General features: G+C 67.9%; 19 protein-coding genes and 3 tRNA genes. 7 read left to right on the plus strand and 15 right to left on the minus strand.

Annotated elements, in window-relative coordinates:
- Positions 1 to 5 precede the first annotated feature (5 nt).
- Complete coding sequence (locus tag AB0B45_RS44365) at positions 6 to 419, plus strand: hypothetical protein (RefSeq protein ID WP_358143874.1); 414 nt, start codon at positions 6 to 8, stop codon at positions 417 to 419.
- A gap of 137 nt (positions 420 to 556) precedes the next feature.
- On the opposite strand, the gene AB0B45_RS44370 is transcribed toward AB0B45_RS44365, so the two are convergent.
- From AB0B45_RS44370 to AB0B45_RS44395, 6 genes are all read right to left on the minus strand, one after another.
- Positions 557 to 1,465, minus strand: a complete 909-nt coding sequence (locus AB0B45_RS44370; protein WP_358143876.1) for a hypothetical protein — start codon at positions 1,463 to 1,465, stop codon at positions 557 to 559.
- 54 nt (positions 1,466 to 1,519) lie between these two features.
- On the minus strand, positions 1,520 to 2,785 hold the full coding sequence (locus AB0B45_RS44375; protein ID WP_358143877.1) for a hypothetical protein: 1,266 nt from the start codon (positions 2,783 to 2,785) through the stop codon (positions 1,520 to 1,522).
- Positions 2,786 to 2,947: 162 nt separating this feature from the next.
- Positions 2,948 to 3,367, minus strand: a complete 420-nt coding sequence (locus AB0B45_RS44380; protein WP_358143878.1) for a DUF1232 domain-containing protein — start codon at positions 3,365 to 3,367, stop codon at positions 2,948 to 2,950.
- Between the two features lie 13 nt (positions 3,368 to 3,380).
- A complete protein-coding gene (locus AB0B45_RS44385) occupies positions 3,381 to 3,986 on the minus strand; it encodes a Chromate resistance protein ChrB (protein ID WP_358143880.1) in 606 nt (201 codons plus the stop codon).
- 31 nt (positions 3,987 to 4,017) lie between these two features.
- Complete coding sequence (locus AB0B45_RS44390) at positions 4,018 to 4,257, minus strand: hypothetical protein (protein ID WP_358143881.1); 240 nt, start codon at positions 4,255 to 4,257, stop codon at positions 4,018 to 4,020.
- 345 nt (positions 4,258 to 4,602) lie between these two features.
- On the minus strand, positions 4,603 to 4,818 hold the full coding sequence (locus tag AB0B45_RS44395) for a tyrosine-type recombinase/integrase (protein ID WP_358143882.1): 216 nt from the start codon (positions 4,816 to 4,818) through the stop codon (positions 4,603 to 4,605).
- Between the two features lie 442 nt (positions 4,819 to 5,260).
- Here AB0B45_RS44395 and AB0B45_RS44400 point away from each other — a divergent pair, with 442 nt between their 5' ends.
- Positions 5,261 to 6,553 (plus strand): pentapeptide repeat-containing protein, encoded by a 1,293-nt coding sequence (locus AB0B45_RS44400; protein ID WP_358143884.1) that lies wholly within the window; start codon positions 5,261 to 5,263, stop codon positions 6,551 to 6,553.
- Between the two features lie 423 nt (positions 6,554 to 6,976).
- Entirely contained in the window at positions 6,977 to 7,123 is a 147-nt protein-coding gene (locus AB0B45_RS44405; RefSeq protein ID WP_358143885.1) for a hypothetical protein, read from the plus strand.
- Here AB0B45_RS44405 and AB0B45_RS44410 read toward each other — a convergent pair.
- Together AB0B45_RS44410 and AB0B45_RS44415 are read right to left on the minus strand one after the other, a co-directional pair.
- Positions 7,120 to 7,263, minus strand: coding sequence for a hypothetical protein (locus AB0B45_RS44410; protein ID WP_358143887.1), 144 nt, complete (start codon positions 7,261 to 7,263; stop codon positions 7,120 to 7,122). The two genes, AB0B45_RS44405 and AB0B45_RS44410, sit on opposite strands and share 4 nt — an antisense overlap.
- Before the next feature lie 90 nt (positions 7,264 to 7,353).
- Entirely contained in the window at positions 7,354 to 8,586 is a 1,233-nt protein-coding gene (locus AB0B45_RS44415) for an MFS transporter (protein WP_358143888.1), read from the minus strand.
- Between the two features lie 260 nt (positions 8,587 to 8,846).
- Between AB0B45_RS44415 and AB0B45_RS44420 the strand changes: the two genes are divergently transcribed.
- Positions 8,847 to 9,263, plus strand: coding sequence for a hypothetical protein (locus AB0B45_RS44420; RefSeq protein ID WP_358143890.1), 417 nt, complete (start codon positions 8,847 to 8,849; stop codon positions 9,261 to 9,263).
- 384 nt (positions 9,264 to 9,647) lie between these two features.
- Here the strand turns inward: AB0B45_RS44420 and AB0B45_RS44425 are convergent, their stop codons facing one another.
- The 3 genes from AB0B45_RS44425 to AB0B45_RS44435 form a co-directional block, all read right to left on the minus strand.
- Complete coding sequence (locus AB0B45_RS44425) at positions 9,648 to 10,553, minus strand: S41 family peptidase (protein ID WP_358143891.1); 906 nt, start codon at positions 10,551 to 10,553, stop codon at positions 9,648 to 9,650.
- Positions 10,554 to 10,586: 33 nt separating this feature from the next.
- The gene (locus AB0B45_RS44430; RefSeq protein WP_358143892.1) at positions 10,587 to 11,729 is read right to left on the minus strand and encodes a site-specific integrase; all 1,143 of its coding nucleotides are present in this window, start codon (positions 11,727 to 11,729) and stop codon (positions 10,587 to 10,589) included.
- A gap of 290 nt (positions 11,730 to 12,019) precedes the next feature.
- Complete coding sequence (locus tag AB0B45_RS44435; RefSeq protein WP_358143894.1) at positions 12,020 to 12,562, minus strand: helix-turn-helix transcriptional regulator; 543 nt, start codon at positions 12,560 to 12,562, stop codon at positions 12,020 to 12,022.
- Between AB0B45_RS44435 and AB0B45_RS44440 the strand changes: the two genes are divergently transcribed.
- Together AB0B45_RS44440 and AB0B45_RS44445 are read left to right on the plus strand one after the other, a co-directional pair.
- Positions 12,534 to 12,929 carry a hypothetical protein gene (locus AB0B45_RS44440; protein WP_358143895.1) on the plus strand — a complete coding sequence of 132 codons (396 nt, stop codon included), beginning with the start codon at positions 12,534 to 12,536 and terminating at the stop codon, positions 12,927 to 12,929. The genes AB0B45_RS44435 and AB0B45_RS44440 overlap by 29 nt on opposite strands.
- A 5-nt stretch (positions 12,930 to 12,934) precedes the next feature.
- Positions 12,935 to 13,507, plus strand: a complete 573-nt coding sequence (locus AB0B45_RS44445; protein WP_358143897.1) for a DUF2637 domain-containing protein — start codon at positions 12,935 to 12,937, stop codon at positions 13,505 to 13,507.
- A gap of 131 nt (positions 13,508 to 13,638) precedes the next feature.
- Here AB0B45_RS44445 and AB0B45_RS44450 read toward each other — a convergent pair.
- From AB0B45_RS44450 to AB0B45_RS44465, 4 genes are all read right to left on the minus strand, one after another.
- Positions 13,639 to 13,715, minus strand: a tRNA-Phe gene (locus AB0B45_RS44450).
- A gap of 5 nt (positions 13,716 to 13,720) precedes the next feature.
- A tRNA-Asp gene (locus AB0B45_RS44455) sits at positions 13,721 to 13,795 on the minus strand.
- Positions 13,796 to 13,885: 90 nt separating this feature from the next.
- Positions 13,886 to 13,958 (minus strand) — tRNA-Glu (locus AB0B45_RS44460).
- Between the two features lie 82 nt (positions 13,959 to 14,040).
- Positions 14,041 to 15,519, minus strand: a complete 1,479-nt coding sequence (locus AB0B45_RS44465) for a metallophosphoesterase (protein ID WP_358143898.1) — start codon at positions 15,517 to 15,519, stop codon at positions 14,041 to 14,043.
- Between the two features lie 33 nt (positions 15,520 to 15,552).
- Here AB0B45_RS44465 and AB0B45_RS44470 point away from each other — a divergent pair, with 33 nt between their 5' ends.
- Complete coding sequence (locus AB0B45_RS44470; RefSeq protein ID WP_358143899.1) at positions 15,553 to 15,903, plus strand: metallopeptidase family protein; 351 nt, start codon at positions 15,553 to 15,555, stop codon at positions 15,901 to 15,903.
- Positions 15,904 to 15,992: the final 89 nt, after the last annotated feature.

Here is a 15,992-nt window from a genome sequence, read left to right on the forward strand (position 1 = left end):
GACGCGTGGACCAGGCCACACCGCATCCCGCGCACGCCGAATGCGTCACCCTGCGCGGCGTCCGCCCTGCAGGTCCACCGCCCGCTTCACCCACCGGGCCGGTCACCGTCCAGCGTGTGGTCTCCAGCCGTGGCCATTTCCAGATCGTCGGCCAACGCATCCAGGTCGGCCGGATCCACGCACGCAAGATCCTGGAAGTGACCGTGGACGACACCCACATCACCATCCACGACAACGGCGAACTCATCCGCATCGTCCCCCGGACCACCACCCAGGAGATCACCCGGATTGCCGTACGGCGGGCGCCCTGCTCAAGACCCCGATCCGGAGTTTTCTCCGAGTTGTGCACCAACTTGCTCCGCGCAGCGGGCCACGATCTCGGAACGGGTCTCGCCCGTTTAGCCAGGCTTATCTACTAACTTGCTCCGCAAAGCGGGCCGGGATGATCTTGTCCTTGCCTGGCCGGTGGTGGACAGCGCTGTTGAGCGCCAGGTTCGTGACAGTGGGAACGACAAGTCGGTGACAGTGGCTCGCGTCAAGTTGATGGCAGTGAGGCTTACGCGCTGTGATCTCCCGCGGGAGGTTGTTCGTCGAGCCACGCCAAGTCCGGCGGCGACGGATCCCACGAGTCGCCGTCGACTTCGCTCCCGCCGTACAGCTGCTCCTCGAGGTGCTGACCGTCGTCCAGGCGCGGCCGTCGCCACCACGGTGGTTCGGCGAAGGGCCTGTCGGGATCGATGAGGTGGTCGCCTCGGGTGAGGCGCAGGCTGTACTGGACGTCGGCGGAGGCCTCCGCCTTGGTGGGGACGCCCTTGTCGCGGATGAGCCCGCACAGCCTCAGCTCGCGTTCGAGCCCCAGGTGCTGGGCGCGGAAGGCGGCGTATTCCGGGGAGCGTCCGCACCAGATGACCGACAGCAGCATCGTCGCCTCGGCTTCGGTGAGGGGCTGGTGGTAGTCGGCGACGCTGTGGATGGCTTGCTGCTGAGCGCGACTGAGCAGATCCAGGCGGGGACGCAGGGCGTAGGTCTCGGGCGGGATGCGCTCGATCGTGTACGGCCCGGCGAGTTCGGGGTGCGCGCGGGCGTGGCCGAGGGCGGCGTAGACGCGCTGCAGGTCCCACTGCAGGGCGGTGGCGACGTCGTCGATGAGGAGCGGGACGGCGGCGTGCGCGAGAGCGCCGAGCAGAGCTTGGGCGTCGTCGGCGAGCTCGCCGCTCTGCTGGCGGGGCATATGGGGTTCGAGGTCGCGCGGGTTGTCTAGGACAGAGTCGAGGTCGGCGACGATGTCGGCCGGGTGCATGTCCAGACGGCGGGCCAGCTCGATGACGGTCTTGACGGGGAGCTCGGCAAGGTACTCGAGCTGCATCGTGTGCAGCAGGTGAGGATGGATGCCGAGCAGATCGCCCAGTTCCCAGATGGTGAGCGCACCCGTCTGCAGGCGGACCTGGAACAGGTGGTGGTCCACGACCGTCTCTCCTTCGTCATCGGCTGGCGCCCGGCTCCGGCCCGGGTGCCTGGTTCACCACTCGGGGCCTTGGTAGGTGCTGGGGCGTTCGACGTGCGGCAGGCCGGTCGGGTCGAGCAGGTACACGGTCAGGCAGCGTTCGGTGAGCCAGCCTTGGGTGCGCTGGACCAGGCCGCGGTCGGCGCCGAACTTGCAGTCGCCGGTGTGCAGCCAGGGCGGGGTGGCCAGTTGCAGGGTCTGGCAGGTACGGCGGATGCCCTGGGTCAGGGCGGCGGCCGGGGAGCGGTGCGGTTCGCTCTCGTAAAGGAAGAACGGGTCGTTGTCGCCGGCGCCTTGGAGGCGGCGGTGGGCCAGGTGCGCGGCCAGCAGCCAGCCGGCCGCGGCGGGCAGGTGGACGGTGGTGCCCAGCGACAGCTCGCGCCGGGCGTCGGCCAAGAACCGCGCTCTGACGACGGGCCAGGGGCGGCGGTGCTTGGGGTTGGTCGGGAGCATGTCGTGGTCGTCGATGTGGTCGGGGGTGGTGATGGTGACCGTGTCGGGGTTGATGTCGGCGCAGCGCAAGGTCTCGAAGTAGGTGGGGCCGTGGTTGAGGTGGAGCGACAGCGCGGTCGCCGCGGCCAGCTCCGTGCGGCACATCACCGACAGCCGGTGGGCGATCGGGGCGGTGAGGGTGCCGGGCAGTCGCTGGGCGGGCGCCGGTCCCAGAGCGCTGGGGTCCCAGCGCAGCAGGATGCCGTGGAGGAACAGGGCGGCTTGGACCGCGCGCAGGCGGATGAGGGCGTGCATGGCGTCGTCGGCGGGGCCGAGGATGTGGTCGCGGAGCCAGGCGGCCAGGTGGGCGGTGAACACCGCGTCGGAGACGGCGGCCAGGTCGCGGTGCGTGAGCGTCCAGGAGTCGGTGCGGGCGGCGATGGTGTAGAACTCGGCGGCCACGGGGGTGAAGGTGTGGCCAGGAAGGTGGCGGCGGCAGGCGGCCAGGAAGGCGGTGAAGTCCGCCGAGGGCAGGGCCGGCCAGCCCGGCGTCCGGGGCGTCGCGGTGATGCTACGGCCCGCAAGAGGGCGCGCAGACGCCTGCCCGACGGGATGGCGAGGTGGTGTGTCTTCGGCGGGGTCGAAGCAGTAGCTCAGGTACGACACGTCCCGCGTCTGGACGGCACGGCGGGTGAGGGCGGGCAAGCTGGCCTGAAGGTCGGCGAGGTGGCTGGCGTCGCGGGCGCACAGCAGCCACAAGGTCGCGCCGATCTGTGCCGAAGTAAAGCCGACGCTGGCGCGCTTGACGGCGACCCGCTCACCGGCGCGGTACGCGACTTCCGCCGCCATTTGAAGAACGGCCGACGCGCCCCCAACGCCATCGACACCTACCTGTCGGCCATATGATTTCGTCGATGACGAGTAGCAGCGTTTGACGGTCAGTTTGGACAGCGCTGAGGGGTGACGCGCTGCCGAAATGTCGGTGAGAAGTAGCAGCGGTTGCGGTGCCCGTTACTGATCTTGGGCGGGGGCGTTGCCGAGTCCGGTGAGTCGGCAGAGGGCGGTGAAGCCGTCGGCGCTGCCGGGCCAGTGTCGGTGAACAGCTTCGAGGCCGGCGCGGCGGACCACGCCGCGCAGCACGATGGTGACGATGATGGCGTCGTCGGCGTAGCCGAGGATGGGGATGAAGTCGGGGATCAGGTCGATCGGGAAGGCCAGGTAGGCCAGAAGCAGGCCGAGCCGGATCCGGACCCCGCGGGGCAGGGTGCGGTCGGCGGACAGGCGGCGCAGGAGCCGCAGCAGGTCGGGCAGGATGCGCAATGCCTCGGTCAGCAGCGGCCCCTTCGGGCGGACCACGGCCAAGGCGATGATCAGCACGACCCAGCTGACTGCGATGGCGACGACGCCGCCGATGAGGATGTCCCATCCCATGCAGGCTCCCCTTCTAGTCCTGATCAGCGGCGCGCAGCCGCCGTTTGGCGGGCCAGGCCGGACGGGCCGGTTCCGCGGTGGTGTCGGCGGCCAGGGCGGCCTGCTCGAAGGTGGCCAGCGCGGTCCGGCAGTCTTGCACCGCCGCCCGTGCCGCGTCGCCGCCGGCGGCCTGGAAGTAGTCACGGGCCTCGATCGCGGACAGCCAGCGCGCGAACCGTTCCAGATCAGCTTCGGATTCCTCGACTTCGGCGTAGGTGGCGCGGCCGCGCGCGGTCTCCTGCTGCAGCTCGGCCAGGAACTGCGGAACCCGCTCGAGCACCTCGGCGTACTCGGCGTCGCGCTCGGTGCGTTGCTCGGCCACCAGGGCCTCGATCTCCTGCGGGTCACTCAGCTGCAGACGCAGGGTGCGGGCTTGGCCACCCTGGTCGCGGACCCTGGCAAGGAGGCGGGCCAGCGCTTGGCCCACCGCAGGGCGGTCGGGCAGGATGCAGACCGACTGCTGGACATAGACCGCACCCAGCTTGTGTAGTTGCCGCCAGACGTGCACCCGCAGCGAGGCCACCGCGCCGGTGGAGATGCTGACCAGCACCCAGTCGCGACGCTCTCTTTCGACGTCCATGTAACGAACGTAACATTCAAGCGTAACGCTGCTAACTTCGGCTGATGCGCCGTGGGTTGGTGCTGGTCAAATCGACGGTGCGCTGGCGGGAGCTCTTCCTCGGCGCGTTGACGATGGCCGCTCCTCGGCCCACGTCAAGATCGGAGGCCAGCGCCTTCTCAACCGTGCGGAAGCCGACCCCGTACTTGCGCTGCAAGGCCCTGCTCGCCAGCCCTGCGCGGGAATCGCAGCGGATCGCCGCGTACAACTCGACCTTGGACTTCGGTTGCACAGCGCCCCCTCACCCTGTGGCGCACACTCAGGCTCCCACCGCAAGCCCAAGAGCGCTGTCACTTCTCAGCGACATCACCTTCCACCACAAACGATCGCTGTCGCAGCCGACCGACAAACGCTGTCCGTTGTCAGCTACGGAACCAGCCATACGACTTCTACGCCCGCCGCGGCCTCGGCAAACCCCAAGCCCGCGGTCGCGGGCGGCGCGGTCAGTCAGGCGGCCGCCCGCGCGACGTGGTGCTGATCGAACGGTGCAGTCCGGCCATCTCCCGACAGCGCGTTCACCTAGCTGGCCGGGCTGGTGTGGGCCGCACACCGTTGACTCCGCCCCTTCCCGGCACCCTCACCGCTTTCGGGCGGCAGGATCGCGCCCGGCCTGCCAGCGCGCGAGCGCTTCACCAGAGACCCGGGCGTAGCGGGCCAAGGAGACGACCGAGGTGTGTCCGGAGAACGCGAGCAGCGTGGAGGTGTTGGCGCCGTCCTCGGCCGCGTGGGTCAGCGCCGAGTGCCGCAACTGGTGCAGCGTCCCGCTGAGGGCGGTAGTACCGAGGCAGCGCACCTGACATGCCTGACATGCCTAAAGACCCCTGAATACTGGTGAGGCAAGTACGCGCCAACCCTACTTGCTACACATGACTGACTACTAAGAGTCACACGAGATAACCGTCGCCGCAGGTCACGCTGGGCAACCGCGGCCGTCTGCCGGGGCCGGTTTCGGTCCGGGCGTTCGGGGGTGAGTCCGGCGCTCTGCGGCGCGATAACGCTGCACGGGACGTTTCCGCAGGTCACGTTGCTTCGCCCCGGGGCTCCCGGTTACGCACGTCGCTTTGGGCCGTGTGGCGCGATTCTTACCGGCACCCCAAAATATGGCGGGACGGGGCCAGGGGCCGGATGAGAATGACCATATGCCTTGGTTATCGCGCCACCGCCCAGCTGAACGCGCTCTTCCGCCCGAACCCCCGCGAACGCCCCGCGCCGCCGCCTTGTGGATCTTGCCAGCGGTGCTGCTGGTCGGCGGCACGGTTGCCGCGACCATGTGGTGGCTTCTGACCGGCCTGCCATCGGACCCACCGGGGCAGGCGGGCAGCGCACGCGGGGAAGCCGTGCGCACCGCACTGGCCGCTGGCGCTGGCGTCGGTGCTGCCATCACCCTGGCCCTGGCATTCCGCCGCCAGCGCCATCAGGAGATCACCACCGCTCACACCACCCATGACGCCACCGAACGGCGGGTCACCGACCTGTACACCAAAGCCGCCGAACAACTCGGCCATGACAAGCCCGCCGTCCGTCTGGCAGGCCTGTACGCCCTGGAGCGTCTGGCCCAAGACAACCCCGCCCACCGGCAGACGATCGTCAACGTCATCTGCGCCTACCTACGCATGCCCTTCACCCCGCCCAAAGATCCCGACGCCAGGCGACTAGCTGTATCGACGCCAGGGCCCTGGCTGAGCGCCCCCTCTGCCGATCCTGACTGGGCGCCCGAAGGGGAACGACAGGTCCGACTGACCGCCCAGACCATCCTTGCCGAGCACCTACGCGACGAGCGCCGCCCCGAGCAGCGCGCTGACCTCCCCGCCCCGGCCCGCCTCTGGCCGGGCATGCGCATCGACCTGACCGGCGCCACCCTCATCGACTTCAACCTCAACAACGCCCATCTGGCAGAAGCCCGGTTCAACAGGGCGACCTTCGTCGGGGATGCCTCATTCATCTCGGCGGTCTTCACCAGGCAGGCTGTTTTCGAGGAAACGACGTTCACCGGGGAGGCGTCGTTCTACGGGGCGAGCTTCACCGAGGGGGCCTGGTTCCACACAGCAGCGTTCATCAGGGACGCCGACTTCGAGGAGGCGACCTTCACCGAGGAGGCGTTGTTCTATGGGGCGAGCTTCACAGGGAACGCCCGGTTCAACGAGGCGACCTTCGCGGACTACGCTCTGTTCGTCAGGGTGGCCTTCGCCGCAGACGCCCAGTTCGAGGACGCGGCCTTCACCGAGTTCGCCCGGTTCGATGAGGCGACCTTCGCCGCCGACTCCGTGTTCAACGGGGTGGTCATCACCCAGTTCACCGGATCCAGGATGGACAAGGCCGAGTGGACTGAAATCGCTGACGATCCGAATCATGTGTGGCCATCGGGCTGGCAGATGGAGCCCGGCCCTGACGGCAGCAGCGTCTTGACCCGCCCTGAACGGGCTGAGCACAAGGAGACAAGCGAGGCGCCGCTACCGCACCACCCATCACCCCCAAGGAGCCAATCGGCAGGGCAAGACAGCTCCGCTCATGAAGAGGAATCGGCGTGATGGTCCTGGGAGATCGCTGCGTGGTGCCGTCACGAACCGCCTTGACGTCGCCGGTGGTTCAGCCGGACGTAACTACGCGATCCCGTCACTGGGCACCCCGTCACGGAACGCTACTGACACTTCTTGTCGCGCGCACAGTCAGAATCCTGTCGCTCAACAAGAGATGCGGCGTGGACGACCTGACCCCGATGTTGGGCGTCACGAGATGTCAGTGAGAAACGACAGCAGATGACAGTCCAGGCGTCATGAAGTGTCAGTGGAAGGCATCACAGTGCGTGACGCTGCTGAGGCGCTGCGGCCCGGCCATCGGGCAGGGGCCAGCCCGAGCTGAGCTTCGATCAGGTCGCAGACATCGCGCATCCGATAGAAGTTGTTGCGCAGGTTCGGGCGGCGGCCGTCCTGGCGGGCGAGGGTGGCCACAAGGTGGATGTGGTCGCGGGCGTGCCGAAGAGCGATCCATCGACAGGCGAACAGGTCGCCGAGCGGGGCGATGCCCGCAGCGTCCAGAAGGCGGGCGGCGACCTGCGCCCAGGTGGTGTCGGTGAGGACGCGATCGTGGCGGGCGGTTAGGACGGTGCGAGGCGTTCGCGGTCGGTGGCGGGGAGCAGGATCAGCGCGTGGCGGGCGGTGGTGGTGACGGTGTGGGCGGCGTAGGCGCGGGGAGTCATCCCGGCGCGGGCGGCGCGCCATTTTAAGGTGCCGTCGATCATCGAAAAGGCGGCCTGTGCGACTGCGACCGCTCGTTGTCGGGGCGCGGCCGGCGCCACCATGGCGGCTCGGCGAACGGGCTCCAGGACGACCTACGCGCGGCTGTCCTCCTTGGCGTCGGCGTCCACACGGCCGCCGTCGTCCGTGATCTTGAGCCTCCGTACGGCGGGAGCCAGCACGAAGGGTAGATGGGCCGCCGCGGTGCCGAGACAGGCGATCCACAGGAGCTGGTGAACGGTGACGGCCTCGCCCAGCAGCCCGCCGACGACACCGCCGAGCGGCAGCGAACCCCACATGAGGAAACGGAGGCTGGCGTTCATCCTGCCGCGCAGGGCCTCGGGGCAGATCGCCTGGCGGTAACTGCCCTGGGCGACGTTGAGCATGACCGCGACCAGGAAGAGGAGCGCCATGCCGATCGGGTACAGGGCGAGCCGCCAGCCGGGTCCCGTGAAGGCGACGAGCACGAGGGGCGGCAGCATGAGGACGGCTGCGCCGTACATCGTGGGGCCGTGACCGAAGCGGGCGATCACGCGTGGCGCGAGGAGTGCGCCGAGCAGGCCGCCTGCCCCCGCGCCCGAGATCATCAGGCCGTAGGCCGTCGCGCTCACGCCCAGCTCGTCGACCAGGTACAACGGCTGGACGATGGCCCAGATGCCGTTGATGAACATGTTCATGGCGCCGACGAGGCCGATCAGGCGCAGGATGGGGTGGCCGAGTACGTAGCGCAGGCCCTCCATCAGGCTCACGCGCCCCCCGGAGGGGGTCTCCTTGGCCTTGACGGTCGCCAGCAGGGTGGCGGAGATCATGTAGCTGACCGCGTCGGCCACGATGGCGATGGGCGCCGTGAGCGCCTGTACGAGCCAGCCGCCGAGCCCCGGGCCGATGAGCACGGAGAGGCTGCGCACGGACTCCAGGGTTCCCATGCCCTTGGGCAGTTGCTCCTTGGTCACGATGGAGGGCAGGAAGCTCAGGTGGGCGACGTCGAAGAAAGCCGTGCCGATGCTGACGATCACGGCGACCGCGTAGAGCTGTGCCAGCGTGAGCGCGTCGAACAGCGCGGCGATCGGGATGGAGGCCAGGGCGACCGCGCGCAGGACGTCGGCCGTTACCAGGATGGGCTTCCTGCGTAACCGGTCGACCCACACGCCGGCGGGCAGCCCGAAGAGGAGGAAGCCGATCATCTCGGCGGCGCTGAGCAGGCCGAGCTCGAACGGGCCCGCGTCGAGCACCAGCAGCGCGACCAGCGGGAGGGCCACGCGCGTGACCTGGGTGCCGAATTGGCTGAAGCCGTCGGCGGTGACGTAACGACGGAAGGCGGGGGTCATCTGATCTACCCTAGGGGTGTGTTTGCCCCATTTCGGTGAGGGTTCGCGCAACCGAGCGTGCCTGAGGACGCCGTACGGTTCGCCATCGAGATCCCTTCCGCCACCACCGATCCGGTGTGTGGCCAGGCCAGGCCGAAGAAGTCGCCGGAGACCGTACACGTGCGCCCTCCCCCTGGATCACGGCGGCGACTGGCACCAATGCCCCAGAGGAAACGGCTGGAGAACGCAGGCGCTTAGCTACGTACCGTTACTGACACAACTTGTCGCCGCCTTCTGTCACCATCTCGACGCTCAACAAGCGCACGCTGACCAGGCGCAACGTGGAAAGCGTGGACGAGGCCGAGCGGAAGCGCCACCTCACCGAGGTCACCGCCAACGCCGCCGAGCTGCTGGCGCACGCGCGCCGCGATCGCGTTCGACGTGCGCGGGCCGGTGAGGATGTCGCGTGGCTGGATGAGGTGGTCCGGGCGCTGGAACCGCTGGGCGACCTGGCGACCTTCGGGGCCATCCTCGCGGTCGTCGACCGCCACGGCGCCGGGCCGTATCCGGCGGAGGAACTGGCCGCCATCGCTGGCGCGGACGTCGACAGCGTCAGGCGGGTCCTGGCGCAGATGACCGCCGAAGGGCTCGCCGTCCCGGCAGAACGGCCGCCGGACGCACCACCGTCTGATCGCTGACCACCCCGACGCACCGCGACCCCCTGAGGGATCAGGGGCCCTGATGCCTATCTTGCTCCGCTGACTGCAGTGGGTTCAGCGTGAATGAAGGTCTTCACGACGGAACCCACTGGACTTCGGAAGCTCAAAGTCAGGATTGGGTGGAGTTCAGCTCAACACGCCTGAGTTGAGGAACGAATTCTGGGTCCACCTGACGAAGTCCGCTGACCCTACCGGGGTGAAGCGGATTCATGTCCGGTGAGAACTGGCCCCACCCCGGGGGCGCCTAATTTGAAGCATGAGTTTTGGTACCAACCTCAGCGCGGTCTGGTACCGGGCCCGAAGCTCCAGTCGCCTTGATCACGAACGACGTTTGGTATCACACTGTCGATGAGCTGGACTGCGTCAGCCTGCCAGTCGGGCGAGGGCCAGTGCGTGTGCCTGGTCGAGGGATTCCGCAGCAGCGCAAAGGACGTCCGGCTGCACACCGATGCCCTCCCAGTTCGTGCCGGAGACGGGGTTGATGGCGCGGCCGGTGGGGACGGTGGCTTCCAGGTGTGGGTGCACGGTCCAGCCCTTGCACGGGTGTGCGCCGCCGCGGGTGGGCTCGCCGACGACAACAGCGCGGCCGAGCTGCTGCAGGTCGTAGGCCAGTTCCTCAGCGGCGGAGAAGGTGCTGTCACTGGACAACACGTACAACGGTTTGCTGCCGCCGAAACGCGCGCCGGGAACGTGCGGCAGGCTCCAGGACTGCTCGCTGCGCTCGCCGCGGCGCCAGTACATGGTGTTGAGGTGGGTGCGCTCGTCCAGGAGGTAGCTGCAGACGAAGGCGACGGTGTCCGGGTCGCCGCCCCGGTTGTTGCGAAGGTCCACGATCAGGGCCTGGGCGCGGGAGGCCAGGGTGAGCGCGGCGCTCAGCGGTTCGGCGGCCCACCCCAGCGGAAACAGCATCGGCGCCAGCTCCACCACGGCGACCCCCCCGTCGAGCAACTCCAGCCGGGGCGCACCGCCCAGCGAGGTGTCGAAGTCCCGGCGGATGGACTCCAGGGTCGCCGCACCCTGCTCGGGGGACACCGGGTCGGCGTGGTGCTTCAGTCTCAGGTGTTTGTCGTCGTTGACGGACTGCAGGTCCGCGGTGACCAGACGGGCGAGTTCCTCGGCACCGTCGACGTCATAAGCGCCCTCGGCGAGGCGTCGTCGTAGCAGGTCGGCGAGCTGCTCGGCTATCTCAGGGAAAACGTAGTGCTCGGTCAGCAGTCGGGCTGTCTCGTCGATGACAGGAGCGGGCTGAAGGTTCGTCAGAGTTGTCATGGCAGGGGAGTAGAGCACTGCCCTTACGAAACGTCAAAAGACTGATTGTGCGGCCTCGATAGGTCGCTCCAGCAGACTTCGGGCAATGTCCGCGTACTCGATGGCGGTCTGCGAACTGAGATTGAAGACCAGCTCCAGGTGCAACGGGTCCACGTTGACCACGAGTGCTTCCTGGAGGACGCGGTCACCTCGGATCTGCTCAAGCTGGACGCCGAGAAGCAGTAGACGCCAGGTCAGGTAGTAGTCGCTGACGGGCTCGGTGCTGGCAGCGGACTTCCACGAGATCAGGACATGGCGGTTGGGCGTATGCGGCCACTTGCGATGGCGATCATGCAACCAGTCGACGAGGGCGCGGTGCGCGAACTCGGATAGCTTCTGCTGATGGCCACGGAGCCGGATCAGCCGCCTGGGCAGGTCGATGTCGTCAAGAGTCAGGTGGCGAATGGCGCTCGCGCGCATGGCGTAGACGGCGGCCAAGGCGACGACTAAGCGCTGTTCTGGCGTCACCCCTGTCCTTTTCACTTCGGCGATCTCCGCGTCCGTCATGGGCTGCAACACGCGCCCTGGCGCCCGGCCGACGCTCAAGCGGCGGGTCGGGTCTGCGAAGATCAGGCGGTGGCGCTTGGCGAACTGAAACAGTGACCGCAATGCGGTGAAGGTGCCAGCGCGCTGGTGGCCGCTTAACGCGTCCAACACCTGGGAGACGTCGTTCTCGGTGATCTCACGCAGCTGGTTTCGGGTTTCCGACCAAGCCAGGAGGTGTGGTCGGACTCGTCCGAAGTAGGCATAGAGCGTTGACTCCGATCGAGCCTTGGTGCGCGCACTGCCCTCCAGCAGGACGATCAGCCAGGTACGGACGTCGGCGCGAAAGCCCTTCGGAAGCAGGCCGCTTTGGCGTTCGACCCACAGCCGCATCGTGGACACGGTGTCGTCGAGGAAGAGGCCCGCCTCGTCGAGGACCATGCGCGCCAGCCGGGCGCCGCTCGAACCACCGAGTTCAGTGTTCAGCTGACTACGGCGGACCGGCTGTCCATCCGGGTGCCCATCGAAGATGCGGACCAGGCCAGCCAGCGCCGGCCGGAGAGTTCGGGCGCTCCAGCTCGCTGCCTCGGCGGACTCGGCCACCCTCTGCAGCACGGCGCGGTGAGTGAACGAAATGGTCACGTCACCGATCACGTCGTCGAGGCGAACCGCTGATGCGGGCTGCCGACTGGTCCTTGCTGGCCGACACCCTTCGCAGTTCAGCCGGGGCCGCCCACCGCGACGCACGGAGACATCGTGGTCCACGACGCCCCCGCATGTCCGGCATGGTTCGCTGGCCTGTTGGCCAGGAAGAGTACGCCGCTTCTCGGTTCGCGATGGCCGACAAGAACGGCAATACAGGCGCGGTCGTCCGCCGCGGCGGCTCGTGCTGGACTCGATCGGGCCTCCGCACCCCGGGCATAGCCCGCCGGCTGGCTCCTCCTTCACCGTGGCGGAAGCGACCGACCCGTCTGCGCCCTCGGCTTCACCATCCGGGTCGAGTCCACGAAGGCGCCGTCCTGGCCGACGACGCTGCGTTCCTCCGACCTCGATGGGGGTGCCGGCACAGCCTCAGGTTCAGCAGTGATCAGCTCGCTGATGTCACAACCGAGTACCGCGCAGAACGCGTCCAGTTCTTCTGGACGCAGCACGTTGGGCCGACCCGACCACAGCCCAGACATCTTTCCGACGCTCATCTCCACGCCGCGCTCGGCGAGCATGCGTCGCAGCTCGCTGGCCTTCCAAATGCCCCGGTTTGCCGCCGCCAAGCGCAAGTTCCACTTCATCGAATCAGCCCTTCCCACCGCTGGGCGGCGCGTTCCTGCCCGCGCATGATCGCATCCTCGACGCGGGTTCCGTGCACGTGGATGTAGCGCATCGTCGTAGAGATCCATGAATGTCCAAGGAGCTCCTGGACTGCGAAACGAAGTAGCTCGCACGTCCACCGCGCTCCTCCGCGTGGCACAGCTCGGGCGAGCCTTCGGCATCTACCTGTTCTGCTGCGGCCAGCGCATCGGCTCCGACCTCGGACCTGGCGTGACGGCGCTGCGCGCTCAGTGCTCCGGACGGATCTGCCACCGCGTCAACGACCCCGAGACCGCCACCATGGCCCTCGGCGACCTTGACCCCGCCGCGCTCGCCTCCGCTCGCGCCATCCCCTCCGAGACGCCCGGCGTCGCGATCGTCGCCGGCCAGGACGGCCACTGGTACCGCGCCCGATCCTTCTACGTCTCCTCGGAAGCCGCCGAGAACGCTGCCCGTACCTGGGCACACCGCTCCCCGGCCTGGTCGCAGATCACGGGCGCCAACCTGACCGAACTCCTCCAGGCCATCCCCGAGCCGAGGAAGGGCTGACCGCTATGCGACGCCTCGCCTACTGGCTGCTCGACTCCGGCCCCGTCGTCGTCCTGGCCGTCATCGCGGGTGCGGGTTCCTTCACCCACATCCGCGACACCGCCAGCGAACACGGCCAGACCGGCTGGATGGCCTGGGCCGTCGCCGTATGCATCGACCTCACCTGCGTCATGGCCGCCCGCGAACGCCAGCGCGACAAGCGGACCGGTCGAGTACGGCAGGGCCGCATGTCCTGGCCGACCCTCGTCCTCATCGGCAGCATCGTCCTGTCCCTGGCCGCCAACCTCGCCCAAGCCGACCCGACCCTCTGGGGCTGGCTCACCGCCGCCACACCCGCCGGCGCTTTCCTCGTCGCGGTCTCAATGCTCGAACGCCGCTCATCACCTCCGGGTGCCGAAGACGTCTCGGAGACGTCCCCGGACCCGATCAGGACGTCTGACGCCAACTCCACCGAGTCCCTGACCGTCCCGAGCCGTCCCCAACTCGTCCTGGCCCGCGACGGCGGCCCTGCTCCCGCCCTCGTCGACTTTCAGCGCCGTGCCGCGATCAAGATCTTTTGCCACAGGCCAAGGAAGTAACCACACGAGGATCAGCCTGCCACGGTCGCCGAGCAGCGGAGGCGGCGCGCTGTTGCTGTCAGCGTTGCTGTCACAGACACAAAAACGCCCCGGAGCGATTATCGCTTCGGGGCTTCTTTGCAGCTCAGGAATGGTGGTCAGGGGCAGGGTCGAACTGCCGACCTTCCGCTTTTCAGGCGGACGCTCGTACCAACTGAGCTACCTGACCCAGAGCGGTCCTGACGGGACTTGAACCCGCGACCTCCACCTTGACAGGGTGGCGAGCACTCCAAACTGCTCTACAGGACCTTGCTTCGTTCCGGCCTTTCGGCCGGAGCGCCTCGCTTAGCTTACCAGTCTTTCGGAGGTCTTCGACCTTCCGTTCGTCCGGTGTAGCCGTGCCCCCAACGGGATTCGAACCCGTGCCGCCGCCTTGAAAGGGCGGTGTCCTAGGCCGCTAGACGATGGGGGCTCGGGACTTTCGTCCCGTTCCTGACGTCTTCCGTTGGAGACCTCTGAAGCATAGGGGACGATTGCCCCTAGTGCCAAAGCGGCTATCCGCGGGAAGCGCCGCTGACAGTTCCCGTTGGCGACGGGGCTGTCGTTGGCTCTGGGGAAATCATACGTCGAGGGTCCGGCTCGACGTGACGTTGGATGTACACCGACTGCTCTCCGAGACCGCCGAGCGTGATGTCGTCCCAGGCCTGGAGCCTGTGAGTGGCTCTGTCGAAGTACAGAACGGACGCCTGGACGGGTGTCGGCTCGGCGTGTTCGAGGGCGCGCAGGCCCGCGCCACCGGTCGAACCCTGGACGAGGATGCGGGTCCCCGTCGGCAGGAGCGTGGTCGATCGGCGGTGGGAGTGGCCGGCCAGGACCATGGGGGCGGCTCCGGAAAATCCCTTGGCCGCGTCGGGGTCGTGGATGGCGACGAGGTCGATGGGCGAGGGCCGCGGCAGCCGGACGGCATGCTGGCGGCCGAACTCGAGCATGTGGGCGGGATCGTTGTCGGCCGCCATCGACTTGTCGGGAGTGAAGCGGGGGTCGCCGAGACCGTAGACGCGCAGCCCGGCCACCGTGGCGGATTTGTCGTCGAGGACGATCGCGTTCTTCTGCGCGGCGACCGCCCGTTCGGTGATCTTGGAGTCGTGGTTGCCTCTGACGAAGACGTACGGCACGCCGAGCTTGCCGATCTCGTCCATGAAGGCGTTCTCCGCCTTGGTGCCGTGGTCGGAGATGTCGCCCGTGTCCACGATGGCGTCGACCATGAACTGCTCCTTGAGCGAGCGGACGACGTTCCACGCGATCGGGTTGATATGGATGTCCGAGATGTGCAGGACCTTGATGGAGGCAGGCGCGGGGTCGTAGGTGGGCAGCGCGGAGACCGTGTCGTACAGCTTGGAGACGTTGGTGACGAGTTTGGTGAGTTGCTGGCGGTACGACTCGAACTTGGTCACGATCGACTGCGCGCTGCCGACGAGTGACGGCGCGGCGGCGATCAGCCCCGAGTAGCGGGGCTCGACGAGGGAGCTCGGACGGAAGGTGACGGCGGCGGCGGCGCCGGTGCCCGCGAGGGCGACGGCGGCGGCCAGCAGGCTGTAGAGGGCGACCTTGGGCCTGCGGAAGACGACGAATCCGGCGAGGAGGGCGCCCGCGGCGGCGCAGAGCAGCGAGCGGATCACCAGCGCCTGGACGCCGTTTCTCAGGTCGTCCTCGATGATCTCGGGTAGCCGTGAGGCGAGCCGCGGGTCGTCGATGAGGGCTTTGGCCTTGTCCTGGTCGATGTTCTCGAGCGTGATGCGCAGGCGGAGCGGGGCGTCGTGGCTGCGGAACCTCAGAGTGCCGAGCGGGTGGGCGTCGACCACCGTCTCGCCGGTCCACGCGGGCCTGAGGGACATCCCCGTCTCGACAGGGCCGACCTGCGCGCGGACGGTCCCGCTGAGGATGATGCCGAGCCACGCGCCGACCGCGGCCACGAGAAGCACCGCGGCGACCTTGGCGGCCCGCGACCGTATGACTGTTCTGATGAAGTTCATACGCCTTCTTGCCTACCTGACGAACGGGGCAGAATGGCAACCGTGATGGAGGTCTCCCGGGAGAAGTTCGAGGAACTCGTGGCCGAGGCATTGGACACGATCCCTCCTGAGCTGACCAGCGTGATGGACAACGTCGTGGTGGTGGTCGTCGACGACCCGCCGGAGCGCGGCCTGCTCGGGCTGTACACCGGTGTTCCCCTCACCCAGCGCGGCGACTGGTACTCAGCGGTTCTGCCCGACCGCATCGAGATCTACCGCAACCCGATATGCCAGATGTGCGATACCGAGGAGCAGGTCGTGAAAGAAGTGCAGATCACGGTCGTCCACGAGATCGCGCACCATTTCGGGATCGATGACGACCGACTCCACCAACTCGGTTGGTAATTCCGCGCTGACGATTACAGTTTGCAAGAGCTTGGCTGCTTTCGGTTGCGCTCAAGGTTCCCCCCCGGCACCTTAGGTGACATAGCGAA

This window comes from Nonomuraea sp. NPDC049152, assembly GCF_040648355.1.
Classification (GTDB): Bacteria; Actinomycetota; Actinomycetes; order Streptosporangiales; family Streptosporangiaceae; genus Nonomuraea.